Annotated in this window: 24 protein-coding genes; 9 read left to right on the top strand and 15 right to left on the bottom strand. The window is 65.8% G+C overall.

Annotated features, from left to right (window positions below):
• Window positions 1–5 precede the first annotated feature (5 nt).
• The 5 genes from AC2D9V_RS05905 to AC2D9V_RS05885 all read right to left on the bottom strand — a co-directional run bounded on the left by AC2D9V_RS05905 (window position 6) and on the right by AC2D9V_RS05885 (window position 4,036).
• Window positions 6–641 (bottom strand): RNA-binding protein, encoded by a 636-nt coding sequence (locus AC2D9V_RS05905; protein WP_484713095.1) that lies wholly within the window; start codon window positions 639–641, stop codon window positions 6–8.
• 22 nt (window positions 642–663) lie between these two features.
• Entirely contained in the window at window positions 664–2,274 is a 1,611-nt protein-coding gene (gene nusA / locus AC2D9V_RS05900) for a transcription termination factor NusA (RefSeq protein ID WP_484713094.1), read from the bottom strand.
• Between the two features lie 12 nt (window positions 2,275–2,286).
• A complete protein-coding gene (rimP, locus tag AC2D9V_RS05895; RefSeq protein ID WP_484713093.1) occupies window positions 2,287–2,892 on the bottom strand; it encodes a ribosome maturation factor RimP in 606 nt (201 codons plus the stop codon).
• 132 nt (window positions 2,893–3,024) lie between these two features.
• Window positions 3,025–3,378, bottom strand: a complete 354-nt coding sequence (locus tag AC2D9V_RS05890; protein ID WP_484713092.1) for a cupin domain-containing protein — start codon at window positions 3,376–3,378, stop codon at window positions 3,025–3,027.
• Between the two features lie 31 nt (window positions 3,379–3,409).
• Window positions 3,410–4,036, bottom strand: coding sequence for a class I SAM-dependent DNA methyltransferase (locus AC2D9V_RS05885; protein ID WP_484713091.1), 627 nt, complete (start codon window positions 4,034–4,036; stop codon window positions 3,410–3,412).
• A 192-nt stretch (window positions 4,037–4,228) separates the two neighbouring features.
• Here AC2D9V_RS05885 and AC2D9V_RS05880 point away from each other — a divergent pair, with 192 nt between their 5' ends.
• Window positions 4,229–6,049, top strand: a complete 1,821-nt coding sequence (locus AC2D9V_RS05880; RefSeq protein WP_484713090.1) for an autotransporter assembly complex protein TamA — start codon at window positions 4,229–4,231, stop codon at window positions 6,047–6,049.
• On the top strand, window positions 6,049–9,582 hold the full coding sequence (locus AC2D9V_RS05875; protein ID WP_484713089.1) for a translocation/assembly module TamB domain-containing protein: 3,534 nt from the start codon (window positions 6,049–6,051) through the stop codon (window positions 9,580–9,582). The genes AC2D9V_RS05880 and AC2D9V_RS05875 overlap by 1 nt, the downstream gene beginning before the upstream one ends.
• Window positions 9,583–9,615: 33 nt before the next feature.
• Here the strand turns inward: AC2D9V_RS05875 and AC2D9V_RS05870 are convergent, their stop codons facing one another.
• The 6 genes from AC2D9V_RS05870 to AC2D9V_RS05845 form a co-directional block, all read right to left on the bottom strand.
• Window positions 9,616–10,305 carry a YjbF family lipoprotein gene (locus AC2D9V_RS05870; RefSeq protein WP_484713088.1) on the bottom strand — a complete coding sequence of 230 codons (690 nt, stop codon included), beginning with the start codon at window positions 10,303–10,305 and terminating at the stop codon, window positions 9,616–9,618.
• A complete protein-coding gene (locus AC2D9V_RS05865; RefSeq protein WP_484713087.1) occupies window positions 10,296–12,407 on the bottom strand; it encodes a YjbH domain-containing protein in 2,112 nt (703 codons plus the stop codon). Before AC2D9V_RS05865 ends, AC2D9V_RS05870 begins: the two co-directional genes overlap by 10 nt.
• 121 nt (window positions 12,408–12,528) lie before the next feature.
• Window positions 12,529–12,978, bottom strand: a complete 450-nt coding sequence (locus tag AC2D9V_RS05860; RefSeq protein WP_484713086.1) for a MarR family winged helix-turn-helix transcriptional regulator — start codon at window positions 12,976–12,978, stop codon at window positions 12,529–12,531.
• On the bottom strand, window positions 12,975–13,805 hold the full coding sequence (locus AC2D9V_RS05855) for a carbon-nitrogen hydrolase family protein (RefSeq protein ID WP_484713085.1): 831 nt from the start codon (window positions 13,803–13,805) through the stop codon (window positions 12,975–12,977). Before AC2D9V_RS05855 ends, AC2D9V_RS05860 begins: the two co-directional genes overlap by 4 nt.
• Window positions 13,805–14,062, bottom strand: a complete 258-nt coding sequence (gene grxC / locus AC2D9V_RS05850) for a glutaredoxin 3 (RefSeq protein WP_484713084.1) — start codon at window positions 14,060–14,062, stop codon at window positions 13,805–13,807. Before grxC ends, AC2D9V_RS05855 begins: the two co-directional genes overlap by 1 nt.
• A gap of 35 nt (window positions 14,063–14,097) precedes the next feature.
• The gene (locus AC2D9V_RS05845; protein ID WP_484713083.1) at window positions 14,098–14,820 is read right to left on the bottom strand and encodes a ComF family protein; all 723 of its coding nucleotides are present in this window, start codon (window positions 14,818–14,820) and stop codon (window positions 14,098–14,100) included.
• 23 nt (window positions 14,821–14,843) lie between these two features.
• Here AC2D9V_RS05845 and AC2D9V_RS05840 point away from each other — a divergent pair, with 23 nt between their 5' ends.
• From AC2D9V_RS05840 to AC2D9V_RS05815, 6 genes are all read left to right on the top strand, one after another.
• Entirely contained in the window at window positions 14,844–15,683 is an 840-nt protein-coding gene (locus AC2D9V_RS05840; protein ID WP_484713082.1) for a methyltransferase domain-containing protein, read from the top strand.
• A gap of 82 nt (window positions 15,684–15,765) precedes the next feature.
• Entirely contained in the window at window positions 15,766–16,830 is a 1,065-nt protein-coding gene (gene hemH, locus AC2D9V_RS05835; protein ID WP_484713081.1) for a ferrochelatase, read from the top strand.
• A gap of 112 nt (window positions 16,831–16,942) precedes the next feature.
• A complete protein-coding gene (xth, locus tag AC2D9V_RS05830; RefSeq protein WP_484713080.1) occupies window positions 16,943–17,728 on the top strand; it encodes an exodeoxyribonuclease III in 786 nt (261 codons plus the stop codon).
• An 87-nt stretch (window positions 17,729–17,815) separates the two neighbouring features.
• The gene (locus tag AC2D9V_RS05825) at window positions 17,816–18,262 is read left to right on the top strand and encodes a hypothetical protein (protein WP_484713079.1); all 447 of its coding nucleotides are present in this window, start codon (window positions 17,816–17,818) and stop codon (window positions 18,260–18,262) included.
• Between the two features lie 18 nt (window positions 18,263–18,280).
• Complete coding sequence (locus tag AC2D9V_RS05820) at window positions 18,281–18,637, top strand: YciI family protein (RefSeq protein WP_484713078.1); 357 nt, start codon at window positions 18,281–18,283, stop codon at window positions 18,635–18,637.
• Between the two features lie 3 nt (window positions 18,638–18,640).
• Entirely contained in the window at window positions 18,641–19,846 is a 1,206-nt protein-coding gene (locus tag AC2D9V_RS05815; RefSeq protein WP_484713077.1) for an RNA polymerase sigma factor, read from the top strand.
• Window positions 19,847–19,900: 54 nt separating this feature from the next.
• On the opposite strand, the gene AC2D9V_RS05810 is transcribed toward AC2D9V_RS05815, so the two are convergent.
• Window positions 19,901–20,494 carry a L,D-transpeptidase gene (locus tag AC2D9V_RS05810; RefSeq protein ID WP_484713076.1) on the bottom strand — a complete coding sequence of 198 codons (594 nt, stop codon included), beginning with the start codon at window positions 20,492–20,494 and terminating at the stop codon, window positions 19,901–19,903.
• Between the two features lie 183 nt (window positions 20,495–20,677).
• Here AC2D9V_RS05810 and dalA point away from each other — a divergent pair, with 183 nt between their 5' ends.
• Complete coding sequence (gene dalA / locus AC2D9V_RS05805; RefSeq protein ID WP_484713075.1) at window positions 20,678–21,187, top strand: divisome-associated lipoprotein DalA; 510 nt, start codon at window positions 20,678–20,680, stop codon at window positions 21,185–21,187.
• A gap of 42 nt (window positions 21,188–21,229) precedes the next feature.
• Here the strand turns inward: dalA and AC2D9V_RS05800 are convergent, their stop codons facing one another.
• From AC2D9V_RS05800 to AC2D9V_RS05790, 3 genes are all read right to left on the bottom strand, one after another.
• Complete coding sequence (locus AC2D9V_RS05800) at window positions 21,230–21,724, bottom strand: L,D-transpeptidase family protein (RefSeq protein WP_484713074.1); 495 nt, start codon at window positions 21,722–21,724, stop codon at window positions 21,230–21,232.
• 90 nt (window positions 21,725–21,814) lie between these two features.
• The gene (locus AC2D9V_RS05795; protein WP_484713073.1) at window positions 21,815–23,044 is read right to left on the bottom strand and encodes a class I SAM-dependent RNA methyltransferase; all 1,230 of its coding nucleotides are present in this window, start codon (window positions 23,042–23,044) and stop codon (window positions 21,815–21,817) included.
• On the bottom strand, window positions 23,041–24,894 hold the full coding sequence (locus AC2D9V_RS05790; RefSeq protein WP_484713072.1) for an ABC transporter ATP-binding protein: 1,854 nt from the start codon (window positions 24,892–24,894) through the stop codon (window positions 23,041–23,043). The genes AC2D9V_RS05795 and AC2D9V_RS05790 overlap by 4 nt, the downstream gene beginning before the upstream one ends.
• Window positions 24,895–24,929: the final 35 nt, after the last annotated feature.

Genomic DNA, 24,929 nt, shown 5'->3' with positions numbered 1-24,929 from the left:
GCGTCCTACGTATCCTTCATGGCGGTTGAACCGCCCATCTGCCCAGCCGCCTGCACACGCAGGCCAGCGAGCCTTGCCGCTTCCACTACAACACGGGTCCTGAGTCCACCAGCCGCAAGCGCGGCGTGTATCGCACGTTCGCGCCCGAAGGACAAACCCATTTCCCCGGCCGTCAGAACCCCGATGAATCCACCCTCACCTTCGGGTGCATGGAGTTTCGTCTTGCCGCGTTCGGACCCGTCGCTGGCCTGGATCAGCGTTGCCGCCTGCCCCTTGGCCAGCCAATCCTTAACCTTTTCGTAACCCATGACCGCATCGCCAGCCTTGCGCGCCATGCTGAGAAGGTCGACCACCCGCTGGGCGAGCAGCTGTTCCACCAGATCGGCGAGGCCGTCCGGCACCTTGACCGGGTGGCGCGCCGCCCGGGCAAATAGGCCCTTCTTCGCCGCCTTGTCGATCAGCGCCCGGTCAGCCGAGACGTAGATGCCCCGGCCCGGCAGCCGGCCCAGGATATCCGGGACGATCTGCCCATCAGGCCCGACGCAAAAGCGGACCAGTCCCGCCTTCGGCTGGCTTTCCCCGGACGCAATGCATTTGCGTTCCGGATCGTCTTGGTCCTTTTCCCGGCCGCCGCGCGTCAACGCGTGTCCCCGAGGCCTGAAATCAGGCCCCGGCCTCCTCGTCTTCGGCTGCTTCGTCAGCAGGCTGTTCCAGTTCGGCCGGGTCGACCCAGCCCAGCATGACGCGGGCGGTCATGATCAGGTTCTGCGCTTCCTCAAGCGACATATCGAACTTTTCCAGGACCCCTTCGTCCTTCTTTCGGACGCCATTCTCGGTCGTCCAGCCGCCGGCGAGTTCCCAGTCGGCGCAGGTGGCGAAGTCTTCCAGCGTCTTGATGCCGTCCTGGCCAAGCGCCTCCAGCATCTGGGGGGTCAGGCCTTCGAATTCAACCAGGCTGTCCTCGACGCCAAGGGCACGGGCGTTTTCCATCGCCTTGGCGTTGGCGGCCTCAAGGAAATCGCGCGCCCGGGCCTGAAGTTCAGCAGCGGTGTCTTCGTCGAAGCCGTCGATCGACAGAAGTTCGTCAAGGTCGACGTAGGCCACTTCTTCAAGGTTGGTGAAGCCTTCGGCGACCAGAAGCTGGGCCATCATCTCGTCCACGTCGAGCGTGTCCATGAAGAGCTTGGTCCGTTCGGCGAATTCGGCCTGACGGCGGGCCGATTCCTCGGCCTCGGTCATGATGTCGATATCAAGACCCGTCAGCTGCGATGCCAGACGCACGTTCTGGCCACGACGGCCGATGGCGAGCGAAAGCTGTTCATCCGGGACCACGACCTCGATCTTGCCGGCCTCTTCGTCGATCACGACCTTGGAGACTTCGGCCGGCTGGAGCGCGTTCACAAGGAACGTCGCCTGGTCCTGGTTCCAAGGAATGATGTCGATCTTTTCGCCCTGGAGTTCGTTCACCACGGCCTGCACGCGGCTGCCGCGCATACCGACACAGGCACCGACCGGGTCGATGGAGTTGTCGTAGCTGATCACGGCGATCTTGGCGCGCGAACCCGGGTCACGGGCGACGGCCTTGATCTCGATGATGCCGTCGTAGATTTCCGGCACTTCCATCTTGAAGAGCTCGGCCATGAACTGCGGGTCGGTGCGGCTGAGGAAGACCTGCGGCCCGCGCGGTTCGCGGCGGACGTCCTTGATGTAGCAGCGGATGCGGTCGCCGATGCGGTAGGCTTCGCGGCCGATCTTCTCGTTCCGGCGCAGGATGCCTTCGCCACGGCCGATGTCGACGATGACGTTGCCGTATTCCTCGCGTTTGACGGCGCCGTTGATGATGGTGCCCTTGCGGTCCTTGAATTCCTCGAACTGGCGGTCGCGTTCGGCCTCACGAACCTTCTGCAGGATCACCTGCTTGGCGGATTGCGCGGCGATACGGCCAAGGTCGACGGGCGGGACTTCGTCGATAACTTCATCCCCGATCTGCGGGTCGGCGAGGTAGGACTTCGCCTGCTTCACCGTGATCTGGGCGTGGTGGTTTTCGATCAGGTCATCTTCGGTGACGGTGCGGACGCGGGTGAAGGACGCGCGCCCGGTCTTGCGGTCGATCTTCACGCGGATGTCCATCTCGGCGCCGTAACGCGACTTGGCGGCGCGGGCGAGGCTGTCCTCCATAGCCTGGATCACCAGGTCCGGGTCGATCATCTTTTCGCGCGCAACGGCTTCGGCGGTCTGCAGAAGCTCCAGCTGGTTGGCAGAGGTGATTGCCATGGGTCCTACTCCCTAGTGTTTGGTTTCCGGGGTCGGGTCTTCATCCTCGTCCCCGTCAATTTCTTCGATCTCGTCGAACTGGCCTTGCGCGGGCTCGGCCACCTTCTTCTGGCGCAGCATTTCGGTGATCAGCGCGTCCGAGAGGATAAGCTTGGCATCCGAGAGCCAGTCGAACTTGAGGCCGATGGTGACCTCTTCGCCGCCTTCGTCGAGCGTGATCAGCACTTCGTCACCTTCGATCCCGGCAAGGTCGCCCTTGAAGCGGCGGCGGCCGTCGATCAGTTCGGTCGTCTCGACCCGCGCTTCCCAGCCCTTCCAGGTCTCGAAATCCTTCAGCCGGGTCAGCGGACGGTCGATCCCGGGGGAAGACACCTCAAGCACGTAGTTGTCCTCAAGCGGGTCTTCCACGTCGAGAATGGCCGAGACGGCGGTGGAAATGTCGCCGCATTCATCCACGCCGATCCCGCCATCGGGGCGGTCGGCCATAATCTGCAGGACACGCGTCTTGCCGCCCATCAGCCGCAGGCGGATGAGTTCAAAGCCCATACCTTCGATCACCGGCTGGACGATGTCCGCTAGGCGGCGGTCGATGGCGGTCTTGGCGACGAGATCGGTCATGCGTTTCCGGAAACAAAAAAGCGGACCCAGCGGCCCGCCCGTGACATTCGGTAGCTTCAGGTTTGGACCCGGAAGCAGCTGTTGCAGGTCATATACGTGCGGGGACCTGAGTCTGCAAGCCCGCTTTGCAGGTCAGGCCCGGGTGATGACGTAAAGCTTCCGGACCGTCTCGATCACCCGCCATTCGCCCGTCCAGCCCAGGGGCAGGTTGATGGCGTCGCCCGGCCCAAGCAGTTGCTGCCGCCCGTCGGCATGGGTCATCTCGACGCGACCCGCGATGAAATGGCAAAACTCGGCGCTGGTGCTGCGGTCGGCGGTGAACCGGCCCGGCGTGCATTCCCAGACCCCGATCTCGACCTTGCCGCCGGCGTGTTCGGCAAGGGTCAGCGCCGCCTCCATCTGGTTGCCTTCGATGCTGGTGGGTTTCGGCGCCATTGGGCCAAGGTCCAGTCCTGCCAGCGCGACAAAGCTTGAAAGGTCGATCATGGCGGCTCCTGGCGCTGGCTTTCGCCACAGCCTAAAGCTTCCGGAACACCATCACCAGCCCTCGGTCGTCCTTGTGCGGGTGATCGGCGCCCTCGTAGATCGGGATGTCATGCCAGGTGACAGGGGTGATCCGCCCATGTGCGACCATGCGGGCAAGCTCCGAGCCGAAGCCCGCCCCGTCCAGAACCGGGCCGATCGTGCCGCAGGCAAAGACCGCGCCGGGACGGGTGATGCGGAGAAGCTCGGGAAAGCACTCGGGCCCGACATGGCCGTGGGTGAAGGTGCCGCAGCTGACCACGGCGCCATAGCTTCCGTCAGGGATGTCCAGTGCCCCGGTCAGGTCGCCCAGGATCAGGTGGCGGTAAAGGCCCTTGGGGCGCGCGATCTCCAGCATCTCGGGGGTGATGTCCAGCGCATCTACGGTCAGGCCAAGCAGATGCTCGGCGACCAGTCCGGTGCCGGCGCCGATGTCGAGAATTTCGGCGCCTTGGGGGATTTCCGCGCGCAGGATCGCCGCGATCTCACGCGGGGCGATGTAGCCCCAGTTCAGGGCAAAGCTGGTCTCATAGGTCGGGGCCCAGTCGCCGTACATACGGCGCGCGTCGTCGGGACCGTCGATTTCATAAGCCTTGTCAAGATCATAGGATCTATCGGACATCTTTTGCCCCTCCTGCATCAGGCAGGCAGGCTGCCCTGCCGGGATCACAGTTCGATGAAGGGCTTGTGGACCTTTTTCGACGGTCAGGGGTTTCACTCTGTGGACAACACCCAGAAAGCGAGGCGGCTTGGATTGCCCCTCCTTCGGCAACCTGCAATAGTCCCATAAGGTGAGGAACAGAGGGCCCCTCGGATGCACGGCGGACACGGAAAGACCCGGTGCCTCGCGGCTGTGATCGCGGGGTTTCTGGGCACTTTCGGCGGCCCGCTGGCAGCGCTGGACCGGTTGGACATCCAGGTTCGCGGTGACGACAAGGACCTGACCCGTCTGGTGAATTCAGCCTCGCTCCTGAACTCCCTCGCCGAGCAGGGACAGACCGAACCGCAGGACCTCGTCTCGGCCGCGCGGGCCGATTACGGGCGCATCCTGGGGGCGCTTTACGCGCGCGGATACTATTCGGTGGTGATCCGGATCGGGATCGACGGGCGCGAGGCGGCTTCGATCCGGGCCCTTGAGGTGCCGTCATCCATTTCGGTCATCACGGTGGTGGTTGATCCCGGTCCAGCCTTCACGTTGCGCCAGACGCGGATCGCCCCCCTGGCCCCGGAGACTACCCTGCCGCCGGCGTTTTCCGAGGGACGCTCAGCGGAAAGCGGCGTGGTCTCGGATGCGGTGGCAGCGTCGATCCGGGCCTGGCGCGATGCCGGAAACGCGAAGGCTGCGGTTGCCCGACAGCAGGTGACGGCAGACCACAGGGCGGCAAGACTTGATGTCGATGTGGCGCTCGACCCCGGACCCAAGCTGCGCTTCGGCACCCTGGCCGTTGACGGGGCCGAGCGGATGCGCGTGGCGCGGATCATCAAGATCGCCGGGCTTCCTTCGGGCAAGGCCTTCAGCGAAACCGAACTGCGCAAGGCCGAAACGCGTCTCCGGCGGACGGGCATCTTCAGCGCGGTGACCATGGAGGAAGACGAAGAGGTCACCGCCCCGGACCTTCTGGGCATCACCGCGCGGATCGTCGAACAGAAGCCCCGCCGGTATTCGCTGGGGGCGGAGCTGTCATCGATCGACGGGGCAACGCTGACCGGGTCGTGGCTGCACCGCAACCTTCTGGGCGGAGGTGAGCGGCTGGAGTTCGAGGCCGGGGTCACCAACATCGGCTCGCAGATCAGTGGGGTCGACTACGGGTTCGGCGTCACGCTGGACCGGCCAGCGACCCTGACCCCCGACACCACGGCCGGGCTTGTGTTCAGCTTCGCCCATGCCGACGAAGTCGATTACGAGCTTGACGGTGTCGAGTTCGGGCTGACCTTCTCGCATATCTTCTCGGAGCAGCTTTCGGCGCGGGCTGGTCTGACCTATGCCTATGTCAAGGGCTCCGACCCGCAGGGCGATTTCGAATACCAAAGCATCGCGCTGCCCATAGGCGTGACCTGGGACAAGCGTGACGTCGCCGTCAACGCGACGCGGGGGTTCTTCATCGACTCGGAGGTGAAGCCCTTCCTTGGTCTGAACGATACCAAGTCGGGTGTACGGGCAACCTTCGACGGCCGTGTCTATCGTGGCTTCGGAGAGGAGTCACGCTTTGTGGTGGCCGCCCGACTACAAGGTGGTCTGGTCGCAGGGCCGGACATCTTGGACGTGCCGCGCGACCAGCTGTTTTACTCCGGCGGCGGCGGAACCGTGCGGGGTCAGCCCTACCGGTCTTTGGGCGTGCTTGTGCCGGACGGCACCGGGTCTGACTTTCTGATCGGCGGCCGGTACTTCGTGGGCGGCTCGCTGGAGCTGCGGTCCAAGATCACCGAAAAGATCGGCGTCGTCGGGTTTGTCGATGCGGGCAGCGTCGGGATCGACGGCTTCTTCGACGACACTGCCAATTCCCATTCCGGCGCCGGCCTAGGGGTGCGCTACGACACCACCATCGGCCCCATCCGGGTGGATGTGGCAACGCCGGTGGGCGGCGATACCGGGGATGGCGTCCAGTTCTATATCGGCCTGGGGCAGGCCTTCTGATGCGGCGCGCGGCAGTCCTTGCCCTTGCCCTCTCCGCGACGCCCCTTTCGGCGCAGGAGGATGACCGCGACTTCCTGACCGCGTTCCTTGAGGACAACCTGTCCGGCGCCGGACGCGAGGTGACGATCACCGGCTTTGCCGGCGCGCTATCCGCCCGCGCCACCATCGAACAGCTGACGATCGCCGATGACCAGGGCATCTGGCTGACGATCAACGGCGCCACCTTGGACTGGAGCCGTTCGGCCATCCTGTCGGGCGAGGTCCGGGTCACCGAGCTTTCGGCTGAAGAGCTCATCGTCGCGCGCCTGCCGTCGGTAGCCGAAGGCGAGGAGGACCTGCCTGATCCCGAGGCGACGGCGTTCAGCCTGCCCGAACTTCCGGTTTCGATCGATGTCGACCGCATCGCCGCCGACCGGATCGAACTGGGCGAAACGATCCTGGGCCAACCCTTCGAAGGAACGCTGTCAGCCTCGCTGTCGCTGGTCGGCGGGGATGGTGAGGCCGCGCTTGACTTTCAGCGGACCGACGACGGACCGGATGCAAGCATTTCCCTTGCCGCCAGCTACTCCAACGCGACGCGCGACCTTGTCCTGTCTCTCGACGCCGTGGAAGAGGCGGGGGGGATCGTCGTTGGCCTTCTGGGCATTCCCGGTGCGCCTTCGGCCGAATTCCGGCTGTCCGGCACGGGGCCGCTTGAGGATCACCGCGCGACGATCAGCCTTGCGACGGACGGTGAGGAGCGGCTTTCCGGCACGGTGATCCTCGGCCAGCAGACTGACGGGGGCTACCGGCTGCAGGCGGATGTCGGTGGCAACATCGCCCCGATCCTCGTGCCGGACCACGTGGATTTCTTCGGCCCCGACATCAGCCTTTCCGTTGATGCCCGGCGAACCACAGCGGGGCGCACGGTGCTTGACCGCCTCTCCGTCAAGGCAAGGTCGGTTGAGCTTGACGGAAGTGCCACCCTTGCCGCTGACGGCCTGCCCGAGGCGCTGGACATCACCGGCCGTCTGGCCGATCCCGATGGAACCCCGGTGCTTCTGCCCTTCGGGGATACGCCGACCCGCGTCGATCGGGCCGAGTTCCGGCTTACCGGTGGCTTTGCAGGGGACGAAGGCTGGCGGGGTGAGGTCTCGCTCTCCGGCCTCCAGCACGACATGATCGACATCTCAAGACTGTCGCTCTCCGGCTCCGGCCGGCTGGGGCGCGCGGATGACCGCAGCACCGTGGGCGGCACCCTTCAGTTCGAGGCCGTGGGCCTGACCCCGACCGAGCAAGCCCTTGCCGAAGCGCTTGGGGCCGACCTGCGGGGCGGTTTTCGCTTTCACTGGCTGGAAGGCAGCGGGACGCTTGATCTCAACAGCATCGAACTTGCCGGCGAAGGCCTGGCGGCAACCGGGAACCTCGAGGTCGCCGGGTTGGAAAGCGGCCTTCGGACCTTCGGCTCTGTCCGGGTGGAAACGGCCGACCTTTCGCGCTTCTCTGGCCTGGCCGGGCGTCCGCTTGATGGAAGTGCCACGATTGCGCTGCAAGGCTCCGTATCCCCGCTGTCGGGAGCGATCGACGCGGTTGCCGAGGTTCAGGGAGCCGGTCTGGCTGTCGGGGTGGCCGAGGCTGACAACCTGTTGCGGGGCCAGTCGACCGTTCGGATGTCGGTCCTCAGGGACGAAACCGGCACCAACCTGCGGTCCGTTGACCTGACCGCCGGCACCCTGACCGCAACGGCAAGCGGCAAGCTGGCAAGTTCCGGGTCCACACTGACCGCAGAGGTATCGCTGGGGGACCTGTCGGCGCTTGGCAACACCTATGGCGGCAGCGCAAGGCTTGCGGCCGAGTTTTCGGGCACGCCCGAAGATGGCAGGCTTTCGGTCGACGGAACCGGGCGGAACCTGCGTGTGGGGACACCGGCCGCGGACCGCATCCTGGCTGGCAATAGCACCCTCTCTGCCCGGATTGGCCTTCGTGAGGGGCGGATCGAGGTTGACCAGGCAAGTTTTTCGAATCCGCAGGCGTCTTTGTCCGCCTCGGGACGGCTGGAAGGCACCGTGCGCCGGTTGGCGATCGACGCCCGCCTTGCCAACCTTGGCCTCGTCCTCCCCGAAATCCAGGGGCCGCTGTCGCTGACCGGGTCGGTCGGACAGGACGCCTCCGGCTATGCAGTCGATCTTGGCTATTCCGGCCCGGTCGGGATCAACGGCAGGGTGCGGGGCACGGTGGCTCCCAACTTTTCGCGCGCCAACCTGTCGCTGAACGGGGTCGGGCGGGCGACGCTGACGAACCTCTTCATCTCGCCCCGTGCGCTGGATGGTCAGGTCGGCTACGACCTGACCCTGAACGGGCCCCTGCGTGCGTCATCGGTCGCCGGACGGGTGACACTGACAGGCGGGCGGTATTCCGACCCAAGCCTTGGCGCGTCCCTAGAGGGGATCGAGGCCATGGCCCAGGTGCAGGGCGGACAGGCCCGGGTCTCGGCGACGGCGAGGCTGTCGACGGGTGGCCTTATCCGCGTGGATGGGCCGGTCGGGCTCGACCCGCCGTTCCAGGCGCGGCTGTCGATCACCCTCGACCGGCTTCGTCTCGTTGATCCCGAACTTTACGAAGTCATCCTGGGCGGGGCGATCACCGTCGACGGGCCACTGACGGGCGGCGCGCTGATTGCCGGGGCGGTGCAAGTGGAACAGGCCGAGCTACGGGTGCCGGATTCAGGTTTCGCCAGTGCCTCGGACCTGCGGGATCTTGTCCATGTCAACGAACCGCAGCCCGTCCGGGACACAAGGGTCAAGGCCGGACTGCTGGACAGCAACGGAGAACGGTCCTCGCAAGCGGGGGCCACCCGGCCGTTCAGGCTTGATCTCACCGTAGCAGCACCCAGCCGCATCTTCGTGCGCGGGCGCGGCATCGACGCTGAACTCGGGGGCCAGATCCGCCTCGCGGGGACGACCGAGGCTGTCATCCCCTCGGGCCAGTTCGACCTGATCCGGGGCCGCCTTGATATCCTTGGCAAGCGGCTGGTCCTGACCGAGGCAAGGCTGGATCTGGCGGGCCGCCTGGTCCCGAACCTGCGTTTCGTGGCGGAGAACCAGGGGCGCGAGGTGACCAGCCGGGTCACCGTGGAAGGCCCGGCAGACGACCCGAAGGTGACCTTCTCGTCCAGCCCCGAGCTTCCCCAGGAAGAGGTGCTGGCCCAGCTTCTGTTCGGGCGCGACCTCGGGCGGCTTTCCGCACTGCAGGCGGCCCAGCTTGCCAATGCTGTCGCGGTCCTTGCAGGCCGCGGGGGGGAAGGGATCGTTTCGCGCCTGCGCCGGAACTTCGGGCTGGATGACTTTGACGTGACCACGACCGCCGATGGCGAAACTGCACTGACCGCCGGTCGCTACCTGACCGAAAACCTCTACACCGAGGTCGACATCGGCCAGAACGGCCAAAGCAGCGTCAGCCTGAACTTCGATCTCAGGGATGGGGTCACCGTCCGCGGGCGGCTGGAAGAAGATGGCGACAGCGGTATCGGGATCTTCGTCCAGCGCGATTACTGACCGCAGTGGACCTGCCGCCTGACGGTCAGAAGGTCAGTCGACCACTCGCTCGAATTCCACAAAGCCGGTCAGGGCGCTGGCCCATTGTCTGGACTTCCTGACGCTCTGTCCTTCGATCCAGAACTCATTGGTGATCTTGCCGCTTTGCGCCCGGACGCAATCCTCGGTGACATGGGTCACGTTATGGGCCCGCTCGAAGATCACGATTTCTTCGGTGCCAATGATGGTAACCGAACACTCGTAGGTGCGGCGGGTGGGCTGATCGTTCGGACCAAGGAAGAAGTACTGCCGCTGATGGGTACCCCCCGCCTGCAAAAGCTGCCCGACGGCCGGCACGTTCGACGACATGAGGTCCGGTCCGAGGCCCCTGGTCTGGATCAGGACACCATCGCGCAGCGCGAAGGTCGTGCCATCCCTTGTCTTCCACGTCACCACGTCGTCGCGGCTGTCGAGCACGGTGAGGAAGCTGTTCAGCCCCCTGCTGGCAATCGACACACGCAGAAGCGGCACGCCCGCCTCTTCCAGTTGCGCTCGCGTTGGTGCCGCAGCGGCGGCGGGGGCCGCACCCGACCGCCGGGCGCGCATCTCGGCAACCGACGAAGCCGCCATCACGCCCACCGTCGCGATCAGCGGACGCCCCTCGCGTTTCTCGCTGCCGCATCCCGCCAGAACTGCCAAGGAAAGAAGGCCAGCGGTCAGTCTTGCCGCAAGCGTCAACGCCACACCCGTCCCCATTCGGGATCAAGCGCCCCGGTGTGGTATGCGCGGATCGAGTTGTAAAGACGCCCGTCCACATCCAGCTTTGCACCACCGTCACCGGTGTTCGGACGCAGGGTGGCTGCCAGATTGCCCGTGCCTTCGTTCCCAAGAGCCCAGTTCAGCGGGATTGAGAAGCGGATGCCCTTGTCGAAGGCCCCATCCCCGAATTCTTCGGCGCTGGCGTCGGTGACGGTCGCAAAGGCACCGACCCGCCAACCGTTGACGAAGACGCGGTCGATCGACACCGTCGCACCCACATCGCCCGCCAGATACTTGCCGACGTCCAACTGCCCGACATAGCCGTTGCCGAACTCGTAATAGGCCGAGACATAGCCCGTCACGACATCGTAATCGTATTCGTCAAAGCCAAGCCCGCCATCCGTATCGCGCTGCTTGGAGTAGTTGAGCTCCAGCCCCAGGGCCAGCGGGCTGTCGACCGGCTTCCACAGCACCTCGCCCGAAACCCCGGCATGCATCCGCTCAAGATAGCCCAGCGTCAGGCGCGAATAGACCTCGGGCGCCGGCCGCGCGTACCAGGCAAGGGTCAGCGTTTCCAGGGCCGGGTCGCCAAGTTCGATGTACCGGTCGCGGTCAGACCGCACCGGCTGCAGAAGCGAGGTCGAGGGCGTGATGTCGCGGTCCGAGTTGCTTGCGATCCGCTTGAAGATCGATCCTGACACGACAAAGCCCGGACCGAAATCGTAGGAGGCACCCACCGTAAAGCCGAAGTCGCCCTTCAGAAGCTCGGACATCCGCAGCGCGGGCTGCAGCTGCCAGCGGAACTTCGGATAAAGCCCCTCGTCCCCGATCGCATTGGCCGGGACCGGCCCGGCATCGGTGATGGCCGTCCGCTCGCGCAACAGCGTGGCGTTGTCCCCCGCGAACTCAAGGTCCTCAAGGTCGCTGCGGCGGATCGTGACCTTGGACACACCCATTCCCCGCGACACCGGCACGATCTCGAACACCTCTACCGAGGCAGGCATCACATGGCTCATCGCGCGCGCGGTGCGGCCGATGGCCTGCGCCCCGGCGTCGATCCGGTTGTTCCGGATGCGGACCTGCGCCGTCGTTGCGGTCAGCGCAAGGTTCTCTATCACGATGCCGTCCATCGCCAGCCGCTTGGCCAGGTTCTCTCGCAGGATCGGGCCAGCATCCGCCTGCGACACCCAGTCGCTCTCGAAAGCATCGGGGTCGGCCGAACGCGGCGGACGCGCCTTCACCGGCGATGGCGCGGGGCCCATCACGCCCCCTGTCAGCCGGTTCTTGGGGTCAAGGATCACGTGGAACGCCAGCCCGACCTTGTCGCCATACATCGAATACATGCCATAGCGGAACAACGGCCCGCGCTGGTATTCGACGCCGAAGTTGAACGGACTGTCACGCTCGATCAGGCCGCGGCCTTCTTCCAGCACGTAGTCGTCGGTCGAGTATTCCGCCTTGAACGTCCAGCGGTCGTTGATCTGGTACTCGATCCCCGCGAAGGGCGACACGTCACCGCGGAACCACTGGTCGACGTTCGGCTTGCCCTTCTCGTCATCCGCCACCGGCGGACGGTCACCGAAGGTCGACCCGATCGACCCCGCCGTCCCCAGCCGTCCCCAGCCAAGACCCGCCGTCACCTTCAGCTTCTCGCCAAAGGTCTTCGTCGCGGCAAGGTATTCGGAGGAAAACAGCCCCTCGCCGGTAAAGTCGATCAGACCCACCGTCAGCGACGGCATATACTCGCTTTCCTGCAGTATCTGGTAGCGGATATCGATGCTGCGGTCGCGGAACGTGCCCACGTCTTCCGGGAAAAGCTCGTTCCAGTCACGCCAGGTCTGGAACCGGAACGATGCCGAGATCCGCTCGCTGAACTGGAAGGTCACCGTTCCCCGCGCCACCGACCCGATGACCGAACCGCTGAAGGTGAACTTGCCGTCGGTCTGCGCCTCGCCCGATGGCAACTCGATAAGGCCGGTCGCACCGTTGATGTTCAGGGACGGCCTGATCTCGGCGACCGAAGGGGCAGCACACAGGACGGTCGTCACCGCAAGAGATGCCAGAACCCGACGGTGCAGATAACGCATGATGATCAGTGCCCGGAACGTTTGATTACTCTATGCGTGGATCAGGAAGGCAGGGCAAGACCTATCGATTGCATCGGCGGACTATCCACAACATCTATCCCTTTGCCCGCCCAGCAACGGATTACGGAACGTCATCCTCAAGCCGCACCCGCAACTCGCGCAGCACCGACAGAAGCGACCGCACGCGGTCCGGGCCCAGCGAAGTCACGACCTCGGCGATCAGTGGAACAACCGTCGCCACGGCAGCGTCGCGCGCCGCCCGGCCGGAAGGGCTTATCGCCACGAACTTCTGCCGGGCATCCTCCCAATCGGGGCGGATGTGGATATGCCCGGCCCATTCCAGCCGCGACAGAGTATTCGTCATCGCCCCCCGCGTGACATGGAAGGCCCGGGCCAGTTGAGCCGGGGTGCGTTCCTCGCTGATCCGCGCCAGATGGTTCAGGACCGAGAAGTGCGAAAGCTCCATGCCCTTGGGCAACCTTTTCGAGATGCGGTTCCGTGCCAGCTGGTCGGCCATGAAAAGCTCGCCGAACAGGGCAACCGCGATGTCGTCGGTCTTTTCGCCCGTCATGGCCCGTCGAACGCCCTGTCGTGGCCCAGCGAGGGGACGCGGTGCCGTGCTTCGTCCACCCGCGCAAGGTCAAGCTCGACAAGCGTGACACCCGCGTCTGTACCACCATCGGCCAGCACCTCACCCCAAGGGGCCACCGCCAGGGAATACCCATGTGTCCGGCGTCCCTTGCCTTCGCGCTCGGGGTGAAAGCCCGTCTGCGCCGGGGCAAGGACAAAGCACCCGGTCTCGATCGCGCGGGCGCGCAGCAGCACCTCCCAATGCGCGGCGCCCGTGATGTGGTTGAAGGCGGCCGGAACCGTCAGGATCTGCGCCCCCGCCTGCGCCAGACGGCGATACAGGGCCGGGAACCGCAGGTCATAGCAGACGCTCATCCCGATCCTGGCAAAGGGCGTCTCGGCGAGCACGGCCCGGTCGCCCGGGCGATAGCCTTCGCTTTCGCGGTAAACCTCGGTCGCCGTCACGTTCACGTCGAACATGTGGATCTTGTCGTAGCGCGCGACGATCCCGCCATCGGGGCCGATCAGGAAGCTGCGGTTTGCGAACCGCCCGTCCGCGTCGCCTGTCAGAAGGCCCAGCGAACCCACCAGAAGCCAGATGCCCGCCGACCGCGCCTCGTCCCGTAGCTCGGCCAGCGTCGGGTCTTCGCCCTCATGCCGGAAAAGCGCACGTTGCCGGGCGCGGCTGGAGGAAAGGCCGTTCGTCAGTTCCGGCGTCAGTACAAAGCCTGCACCGCCAGCCACTGCCTTGCGGACAAGACCAATCGTCACGGGCAGGTTCTCGCCCGGGTCGTCGCTGACCGTCAGCTGGACAAGCGCGGCCCGCATCACCCGGCCAGAAGCGGGTCAAGCTTGCCCGCATGGTCAAGGGCATGAAGATCGTCCGATCCGCCGACATGGGTCTCGCCGATGAAGATCTGCGGTACCGTCCGCCGGCCGTGCGCCCGCAGGGTCATCGCAGCACGCAACTCCGGGTCGCGGCTGACGTCGATTTCGCTGTAGGCCACGCCCTTGCGGTCCAAGAGCCGCTTGGCGGCATGGCAATAGGGGCAGAACGGGGTCGTGTAGATTTCAACCGGGCGCATGAAGAACCTCGCTTCGCGCCCCAGACTATAGGGTTTCAGGCGTCTTTCGCAACGCGCGCCAGGGCCACGACGTCGACTGACCTCGCTCCTGCCGCAAAAAGCGCCTCGGTTGCCGCGGCAAAGGTCGCGCCCGAGGTCATCACGTCATCGACAAGCAGGATCTCCCGGTCCTCCACCAGCCTTGCGCGGGTTGGCGGCACTCGGAAAGCATCGGCCATGTTGGCGAACCTTCCGTCGCGTGTCCGTCCCTCCTGCGTGCCGGTCGTGCGTCGTCTGACCAGCGCGTCCGGGCAATGCTCCAGCCCCGCAAGCCCTGCCAGCGCCTTCGACAACAGGGCCGCCTGGTTGTACTTGCGCCTCAAGAGTCGGAACCAGTGCAGCGGGACCGGGACGATCAGCATCCCCGGCCGGAGAATCGGCCGCGTCGCCTGGAGCAGCCAACCCGCTGCCGGTCGGGCAAGGTCCATCCGGTCGCCGTGCTTCAGCGCCAGCACCAGGCTTCGTGCATTGTCGCGGTAGACCAGCGCAGATCGACCCTGACCCCAGGGTCGTGCAATGACCATGCAGTCGTCGCAGACGGCGATCTCTCCCGCGTCTCCGCCCGGCAAGGGGACGCCGCAGCGGTCACAGACCAGCCCGGCGATGAACGGCGTCTCGCGCCAGCAGTCGCCGCACAGCCCGAAGTCCGACGTGACCAGCGCCCCGCAGCTGATGCACTGCGGCGGGTAAAGGACATGCAGCGCGGCTTGCAATCCCACCTTGTCCTCCTAATGTCGCGGCGATGAACCCCGCCTCACCCCTGACCGACCGTACTGCCCTTGCCCTGCACCGCAAGCGGGCACGACGTCTTTCAAGCCATGACGAAGCGCTCTTCCTGCACCGCATTGCCCGCGCCGATATCGAGGAAAGACTGATCGAGGTTAACAGAACCTTTACGGCACCCGCGATCGTGACCGGCCTCCCCGATTTCTGGGCCGATCTCCGCCCCGATGCGGTGGTCGTGCCTGATGATGACCTTCTGGACCTGCAGCCCCGGGGGCATGATCTCGTCATCCACGCCATGGCTCTGCACTGGGCGAACGACCCGGTCGGGCAGCTGATCCAATCCCTCCGGGCGCTGCGGCCGGACGGTCTTTTCATCGCGGTTCTGCCCGGCGGCGAGACGCTGAGCGAGCTTCGCACCTCCCTTGCCGAGGGTGAGGTCCAGGTCTCCGGCGGGATTTCGCCGAGGGTCGTTCCAATGGCCGAGATCCGCGACCTCGGTGCCCTGATGCAGCGGGCCGGCTTTGCCCTGCCAGTCGCCGACGGTACCCGGCAGGTTGTCGAGTATCGGTCGCTCTCAGCCCTCTTCCGCGACCTCCGCGGGATGGGAGAGACGAATGCCCTTGCCGGCCGCCTTCGGCGGTTCACCTCGCGCCGCCTTTTCGACACCACCGCGGCGATCTATGCGGCCAGTTTCAAGACCGGCGAGGGGCACCTCAGGGCGACGTTCGAGCTGCAGTTCCTGACCGGCTGGGCCCCGCATGAAAGCCAGCAGACCCCCCTTCGGCCCGGCAGCGCGAAGGCCCGGCTGGCCGATGCGCTGCGGGTTCCCGAGCGGCCTTTGCCCAAGGGCGGTTGACCCTGCGCTGCAAGCGGTTATGTCCCGCAGGGTAATTCGGGAAGAATGATCCATGCTAGACTCGAAGTCCGCAGCGGACGCCATGCTTGTTGGCCCGGGCCAGGGGCGTCTGGCCCATGCCCCTGCCGACCATCCGCCGGTCCGCAAACCGAAGATCGGGGTCCTGCTGGCAAACCTCGGGACGCCGGACAACTACGACTACTGGTCGATGCGGCGGTACCTGAACGAGTTCCTGTCGGACAAGCGGGTGGTCGACTACTCCAGCTGGCTCTGGCAGCCCCTTCTTCAGCTGGTCATCCTGACCAAGCGACCGTTTTCGTCCGGGGCGAACTACAAGCTGATCTGGAACGAAGAGCTGAACGAAAGCCCGCTCCTCACGATCACCAAGGCCCAAACCGCCGCCATCGCGAAGACGGTCGCCGACCGGCACGGGGCGGAGGTGATGGTCGACTTCTGCATGCGCTATGGGAACCCTTCGACTGAAAGCCGGGTCCGGGCGATGGTCGAGGCGGGGTGCGAGAAGATCCTCTTCTTCCCGCTCTACCCCCACTATGCCGGCGCCACCTCGGCCACCGCGAACGACCAGTTCTTCCGCGCCCTGATGAAGGAAAAGCGGCAGCCGTCGGTCCGGACAGTGCCGGAATACTTCGAGCACCCCCTCTACATCGACGCCCTCGCCCGGTCGGTCGAGGCGGCCTATGCGAAGCTGGAGACGAAGCCGGACGTGCTGGTCGCCTCCTACCACGGGATGCCGAAGCGCTACCTGATGGAAGGCGACCCCTACCACTGCCAGTGCGCAAAGACTTCGCGGTTGCTGAGGGAGCGGCTGGGCTGGGAGAAGGGGGCAATCGATACCACCTTCCAGTCGGTCTTCGGGCCCGAGGAATGGCTGCGGCCCTACACGTTCGAGCATGTGGCCGAGCTGGCCAAGGCCGGGAAAAAGCGGATCGCGGTGATCGCGCCCGCTTTCAGTGCGGACTGCATCGAGACGCTGGAAGAGATCAACGGCGAGATCCGGGAGGCCTTCGAACATGCCGGGGGCGAGGAGTTCACCTACATCCCCTGCCTGAACGACGAGCCGGCCCATATCGAGGCGCTGGTTGCGGTGATCGAGGAAAATCTGGCGGGATGGCTGCCCAAGGCCTGATCTGACCACAGTGGTCAAATTCGGATTATATTGTGAAATCATTAGTTTGATCGTGGGCATTAGGGGTTTCTTAACCCCTGACCACAGCGGAAGCGCGGGGCGTTCCATTGCGATGCGGATTGCCACGTTCAACGTCAACGGCATCAACGGACGGTTGCCGGTGCTGCTGCGCTGGCTGGAGGAGACGGCCCCGGATGTCGTTTGCCTGCAGGAGCTGAAGACCGACCGGTTTCCCGCCAAGGCCATCGGGGCCGCAGGCTATGGCGCGATCTGGCAGGGGCAGAAAAGCTGGAAAGGGGTCGCGATTCTGGCGAAGGGGCGCGAGCCGGTGGAGACGTTTCGTGGACTGCCGGGGATCGTAGACGGGCAGAGCCGGTATATAGAGGCGGCGGTGGGGGGCGTGCTGGTCGGTGGGCTGTACCTGCCGAACGGCAATCCGGCGCCGGGGCCGAAGTTCGATGCGAAGCTGGAGTGGTTCCGGCGCTTCCGCGACCATGCGGCAGTACTGTTACGGCACGGAGTCCCCGTGGTGCTGGCGGGTGACTACAACGTGATGCCGACCGAGCTGGATGTCTACAAGCCGGAACGCTGGCGGAAGGATGCGCTGTTTCGGCCCGAGGTGCGGGCGGAGTTCGCAGCCCTGCTGGAGCAGGGCTGGACTGACTGTATCCGTCATCTTCACCCCGGCCTGCGCGTTTTCACGTTCTGGGACTATTTCCGCAACGCGTGGGGACGCGATGCGGGGTTGCGGCTGGACCATCTGCTGATTTCGCCTGACCTGCGACCGCGCCTGAGATCGGCAGGCGTGGACCGGCATGTGCGCGGCTGGGAAAAGGCCAGTGACCATGCCCCAGCCTGGATCGAGCTGAAGCCCGGGCGCGGGAAGTTGCCCCGCTGAATCTTTTTGCGGGCCCTGTCGAAATGACGGAAGGTCGCGGGTCACTCCTTTGCCCGGAACTGGTCCGGCTTACATATGGAGCACAGGATGACCGCCCTTCCCCTTCCCAAACCGGCAACGCGCCCGCTTTGGCTGATTGTTCCAGCGACCGCTGCGCTTGCCTGGAATGTCTTCGGCCTCTGGCAGTTCGGCGGGTTCCTGACCCAGACGAACGACAGCCTGATGGCCCAAGGCATGACCGAGGCACAGGCGCTGGCCTACAAAAGCCTGCCGGCCTGGATGACGCTGGTCTTTGCCGTTGGCGTGATCGGCGGCACGATCGGGACGGGGCTTCTGTTGATGCAGCGGCGGTCGGCGGTGCCCGCGCTGGTCGTGTCGCTGGCGGGTTACATCGCGCTTTTCGCAGGCGACTGGGCGCACGGGCTGTTCGACATCCTGCCGATGCAGCTGGCGATCCTGACGACAGTGGTGGCGATCGCGGCAGGAAGCCTGGGGCTTTCGCTTTTCGCGGCCAAACGTGACATGCTGCGCTGAGCCCGGGGGAGAGAACCGATGCAATACATGCTGATGCTGAACGAGACCGCCGCCGAGTTCGCCCGCCGGACCGACCCGGCCGAGACGGAGGCCTATTGGGGCGGGTGGAACGCCTTTATCGGCGCGATGGCGCAGGCGGGGGTGATCGTGAAGGGCGACGGGCTGCAAGGGCCGATGCTGGCGACGACCCTGCGGGTGATCGACGGCAAGCGCCACGTGCAGGACGGCCCCTTCGCCGACACGAAGGAGCAGCTGGGCGGCTATTTCGTGATCGAGGTGCCGGATCTGGATGCGGCACTTGATTGGGCCGCCAAGGCACCCTGCGCCTTGACCGGATCGGTCGAGGTTCGGCCCGTCCTGCCGCCGATGGGCTGAGACATGGGTGCGCCGTCTGCCGCCGACGTGGCCGAGCGGACGGCGCGCCTGTCCTATGGCCGGCTTCTGGCGGTCCTGGCTGCCGGGACGCGCGACCTGGCCCTGGCCGAAGAGGCGCTGGCCGAGGCCTTTGCCCGGGCGCTGGAGCTTTGGCCGCGGCAGGGGGTCCCGGAAAACCCGGAGGGCTGGCTTCTGACGGTGGCGCGGAACGGGGTGTCGAACCTTTACCGCCGTGACCGGACCCGGGCGGCGGCGACGGAAGAGCTTATCCTGCGCGCGGAAGAACGCGCGGACCACGTCGCCCAGGCGGACGAGCGGCTATCGTTGATGTTCGTCTGCGCCCATCCGGCGATCGACCCGGCGGCGCGGACGCCGCTGATGTTGCAGACCGTGCTGGGGTTGGATGCGGCGCGGATCGCGGCAGCCTTTCTGGTGCCTCCGGCAACAATGGGCCAGCGGCTGGTCCGGGCCAAGGCGCGGATCAAGGAGTTGCGCCTGCGCTTTGCCCTGCCCGAGGCCGACGATCTGCCGGGGCGGCTGGCCGACGTGCTGGAGGCGGTCTATGGCGCTTTCGGTTCCGATTGGGATGGCGCGGAAAGGTCGGGCCTGCCGGAGGAGGCGATCCATCTGGCGCGGGTCCTGTTGCTGCTGATGCCGGAGGAGCCCGAGGTAAAGGGCCTGCTGGCGCTGATGCTTTACATCCACGCGCGGCGGGCGGCGCGGGAGGGGGCGGTCTTCGTGCCCCTGTCCGAGCAGGATGCGGGCCTCTGGGACCGTGACCAGGTGATCGAGGCCGAGGGGCTGTTGACGCAGGCCTCCCGCGCCGGGCGGTTCGGGCGGTTCCAATGCGAGGCGGCGATCCAGTCGGTACATGCGCAGCGGGCGATCACCGGTCGGCTGAACCTTGAGGCGCTGGATACGCTGCACGACCTGCTGGCGCGGTATCACCCGACGGTGGGCGGAACGGTCTCCCATGCTGCGGTGCGCCGGATGACAGGTGACACGGCAGGTGCGCTGGCGATGCTGGACCTTCTGCCCGAGGGCGCCCGGGCAAGCTATCAGCCGGCGCTGGTCCTGCGGGCGCATTGCCTGCGCGATCTGGGCGATGCGGGTGCGGCCCGAGCTGCCGCCGATGCGGTGGCGGCCACGGGGGACGCCAGGGTGCGCGACCATCTGCGGCAGGTCTTCGGGCTGGTCCCGGAGACATGAAAAGGCCGCGCCCCTTGCGGTGGCGCGGCCCGGAATGATGCGAGGGACGACAGGTCAGATCAGGAGAACCTGCGTGCCGACCTTGGCGTATTCGAAGAGTTCCTCGATATGTTCGTTGTAAAGGCCGACACAGCCGTTCGACGACTTGCGTCCGATCTTGCGGGTGTCATGCGTGCCGTGGATCCGGTAGTAGGTCCAGCCGAGATAGAGCGCGCGGGTGCCGAGCGGGTTATCCTTGGCGCCGCCTTCGACCATCTCGGGCCATTCGGGGTTACGCTCACGCATGGCGGGGGTCGGGCGCCATGTCGGGTTCACCACCTTCTGGATGACATCGGTCTTGCCGCGCCGGGTCAGGTCTTCCGACAGGGGAACCGAAGTCGGGTAAAGCCGGTAGATCGACTGGTCCTCGGACCAGTAGTGCAGCGCGCGCGAGGTCAGGTCGACAAGGATCGCGCCGTTGCGGGTGTTGTCGAAGTAGTCCTGCCACTGCAGCATGCGGAAGCTGGAGATGTTGTTGCGTACGGTGGAGGAGACCGCAGGCGTGAACTCGGTCGTGCCGTCCTGTGCCAGGGCCGGAAGAGCCGCCAGGCCGGCGACGCCCGCAGCGCCCTGAAGAACCGCCCGACGGCTGATGATGCCTTTCGCCATGGCTCGCATGCTCCTTTTTTCTTGTCTTCGTTTCCCGGGCATATAGTCACCTTTGCCAAAAGCCGCAATTCAAACGCGCGTCATCGGGCGCCCATTCGGCAGAACCGGGTTTGAACCCGGCGAGAGGTTTCTATAAGAGGGCGCGACGGGCCGTGCGGACGCGGCCGGAAACCGGTGGACAGAATGAACCGACGCTTGCTTCTTCTTCAGGGTGCAGCCCTTGCACTTGCGGCCTGCGCGCCGACGGCTCCGACGCTTGGGCCGGACGGGCGGCCCTTGCCGCGGGTCTACAAGATCAAGCCTGGCGACGTGGACGAGATCAAGTTCCGGCTCCTGGATTCGGTCAACACGCTGCGGGGCGCGCAGTCGCTGCAACCGCTGAGCTTCGATGCCAGCCTGCAAGCCGCGGCGGCTACCCACGCGCGCGACATGTCGGTGCAGAACCGGCCTTGGCACTTCGGGTCGGACGGGTCTTCGCCGCTGACGCGGGTCCAGCGGGCGGGATTCAGCGGACGGCTGGTGGGCGAGCTGATCTCGGAAACCTATGAGACCGAGCTTGAGACGCTGGCAGCCTGGATGGCGCAGCCTGACACGCGGGCAGTCATCATGGACCCGACGGCGCGCTATATCGGCTTTGACTGGTTCCAGGAGCCGGCGGGCAAGATCTGGTGGACGATGGTGACGGGCGCCTGAGGCACGATTTTTCTGCGAAAAATCGGGAGCTTGCGGCCGAGGTCAGGGCAGGATGAAGATCGGCGTGCCCGGCTCGACCATTGAATAGATGACTTCCATCTCCCGGTCGGTCACGGCGACGCAGCCCCATGTCCAGTCGCGGCGCGTGACGCGTTCGTTCGGGCCGCCGTGGATGAAGATGTCGCCGCCCGGGCTTTTTCCGGCCGCCTCGGCGAAGGCGATATCGGCCTCGTTCGGGTATGAGATTCCGAGCGACAGGTGATACTTGGAGTTCGGGTTCTTGTGGCTGATGTAGTAGAGGCCCTCGGGCGTCTTGCCATCGCCTTCGAACTGCTTGTGACCTTCGGGCGCGAAGCCAAGTGCGATGTCGTAGGACTTCAGCGTCGTTCCGTTATGCAGAAGGTACATCTTGCGGGACGACTTGTGGACCTGCACCTCGGTGACCTCGGGGCCGTTGTACTTGCGGAACTTCGAGCTTCCGCAACCTGCCAGAGTGAGCGTCATCACCAAGATGACAAGTGCACCGATCAGCCGCATTCCGTTCCGCCTGCCCCTTTTTTGCAAAGCATTACAGGAAATTGCCACGCATGCCTAGCACGGCGTTCCGGCTGCGACATCACGGAACCGTCAGCGGGCGAAGGTGAGGCGGGCGACAAGCTCGATGTGGGTGGACCAGCGGAACTGGTCGACGACCTGCACCCAGTCCAGCCGGTAGCCTGCGGCAACAAGGGTCTTCGCATCGCGGGCGAAAGTCACGGGGTTGCAGGAGACGGCGGCGATCACCGGGACCTGCGCGGCGGCAAGGCGGTCGGTCTGCGCCTCGGCCCCGGCGCGCGGGGGGTCGATCACGGCAGCGGTGAAGGCCCGAAGCTCGTCGGGTTCCAGCGGGCGACGGAAGAGATCGCGGGTTTCTACGGACACGCGGTGAAGATTGGCCGCATTGCGGGCGGCAAGATCCAGCGCCTTTGTCATCGCTGCATCGCCTTCGACGGCGTGAACCTCCATCGCCTCGGCAAGGGGCAGGGTAAAGGTGCCGACGCCGGAGAAGAGGTCGACCACGCGTTTCTGCGGTCCGAGAGCCTGTTTCACCCCGGCGAGAAGGGCGGCTTCGCCTTCGGCGGTGGCTTGCAGGAAGGCCCCGGCGGGCGGAACGACGGATGCGTGGCCCATCGTCAGCGCGGGGCGATCCCGTAGGGCGACCGTCTCGCCATCCCAGGTGAGGCGCGAGAAGCCGTGGGTTTCGACCAGCCGCGCAAGGTCAAGCCGTAGGGCTGCGTCCAGAGGCTTGCCGCCGGTGACGACGACATCCGGGCCGCCACGGGTCAGGGTCACCTGCAGCGAAAGCTCGGTCGTGCGAGAGCCACCGGCCAGCACCAGCGCCTGAAGACCGGGGAAGGCGGCGAGGATGCCGGGGTGCAGAAGCTGGCAGTCGGGAATCTCGGCGATCGTGTCGGAGGCTCGGGCATGAAAGCCCATGAGCACACCGCCCTTGGTGCGGCGGGCCGAAAGGGTGGCGCGGCGGCGGGAGCGGGCGGGAGAGGTGATGAGGGGCAGGAAGGGGGCTGTCAGGCCCTGCGCGGCGAGGGCCTTTGCCACGACCTCCTGCTTCCAGTGGGCAACGAAGGGCTCGGCCGCGTGCTGGAGCTGACAGCCGCCACAGGCGCGGGCGTGGCGGCAGGGGGGTTTCACCCGGTCAACCGAGGGCGTGATGATCTTGGGATCAGCCAGCCGGTCGCCTTGGGGCGTGCCTTCCACCACTTCGCCGGGAAGGGTGCCAGGCACGTAAAGCGGGCCGCCCTCCGGGTTGGCGGCGATGCCATGGCCAAGGTGCCCCAGCCGTTCGATGGTGACGATCACTCTGCCGCTTCCGCCTGGTCTTCGATACCGATGAACCCGCCCGACTGGCGCTTCCAGTAGCGGGCGTAAAGGCCATCCTTTTCCAGAAGGGCCTCATGGCTGCCTTCTTCGACTATGCGGCCGCGGTCAAGCACGATGATCCGATCCATCGCGGCGATTGTGGACAGGCGGTGGGCGATGGCGAGAACGGTCTTGCCCTGCATCACCCGGGAGAGGGAATCCTGGATCGAGGCCTCGACCTCCGAGTCCAGGGCAGAGGTGGCTTCGTCGAGGACAAGGATCGGGGCATCCTTGAGGAAGGCGCGGGCCAGGGCGATGCGCTGGCGCTGGCCGCCCGAAAGCTTCACCCCGCGTTCGCCAAGGTAAGCGTCATAGGCCTTGCGGCCCTGATGATCGACGAGGGCGGAGATGAACTCATCCGCCTCGGCAGCTTTTGCGGCGGCGATGATCTCGGCCTCGGACGCGTCAGGGCGGCCATAGGCGATGTTGTCGCGGGCAGACCGGTTGAACATGGCCGTTTCCTGCGTGACCATGCCGATCTGACGGCGCAGGGATTCCTGCGTCACCCCGCGCAGGTCGTGGCCGTCAATGGTGATCCGGCCTTCTTCGGGGTCGTATAGCCGGAGGAGGAGCGAGACGAGCGAGGATTTCCCTGCCCCGGAGGCACCGACGATCCCCAGCTTTTCCCCGGCCTTCACGGTCAGGTCGATCCCCGAGACCCCGCCGCGTTCGCGGCCATAGGCGAAGGTGACACCGTCAAAGTGGATATCGCCCTTGATGCGCGGCAGGGCTTCGGCCCCTTCGGCATCGCTGAGCGTATGGGGGGCGGAAAGGGTGCGCATCCCATCTTCGACCTCGCCGACCGAGGTATAGATCGACATCAGCGTAAAGCTGACCCAGCCCGACATCTGCGCGATCCGCATGGCAATGGCGCCCGAGGCGGCGATGGCGCCGGCGGTGGCCTGACCCTGTTGCCAGAGAAGGACCGTGCCGCCGATCAGGAGGACGGGCAGCACCCCGGCCAGCGTCATCAGCGACAGGCGGAACCAGGTGGAGATCTCGCCGAATTCCAGGCTGCGCTCGCGGAAGACCTGCATGGATTCAAGGGCCACGCGGTCCTCGAAGGCGGCAGTGGCGAAAAGCTTGACCGTCTTGATGTTGGTGATCGCGTCCACCGTCTGGCCCGAGACCATGGCGCGGGCGGCGGCGCGGGCGGCCGAGTTCACCCGGACGCGCGGCATGAAGAAGCGAATGAGAAGAAGGTAGACCACCAGCCAGGCCGCGAGGGCGAGTGCGATCCAGACGTCGATGACCAGAAGGAAGACGATCGAGCCGATGACCGAGGCCAGCGCGAAGAAGACGGTGTTGATGATCTCGGTCGCGACATCGGTGACGGCGCGGGCGGCCTGCATCTGCTTGGCGGCGATGCGCCCGGCGAAGTCGTTCTCGAAGAAGGTGACGGACTGACCGAGGGTCCAGCGATGCAGGCGGCTGAGGACGAGGGGCAGGACGTTCGGCCCGACGATGACCGAGTTTGACGCGGATGAAAGTCCGAAGGAGAGGGGCCGCAGCACGAGATAGAAGACGAGGAACCACAGGATCAGCGTGCCGTGGTCGGCGAAGAACGTATCGGGGCTGGAGGAGACCGCCGCGTCCACCACCCAGCCGAGGATCAGGGCCGAGACCACCTCGGTCGCGCCGGCGATGCCGGACAGGATGCCTGCGACCCAGAGCATGGGCCAGGACCCCTTCAGCGCCCAGCGCATGAACGGCCAAAGCCGCTGCGGCGGCGGACCGTCGGCGGGGCGGAAGGCATCGATCAGGGAGCCGAGGCTTTGCAGGGCGCTCATGCGGGAGAGGTAGGCCTATGGGGCCGAAAGGGCAA

This window comes from Tabrizicola sp. T46 (genome assembly GCF_057219895.1).
Note: the sequence above shows the minus strand (reverse complement) of the source record. Positions and strands in the feature narration are given on the sequence as shown.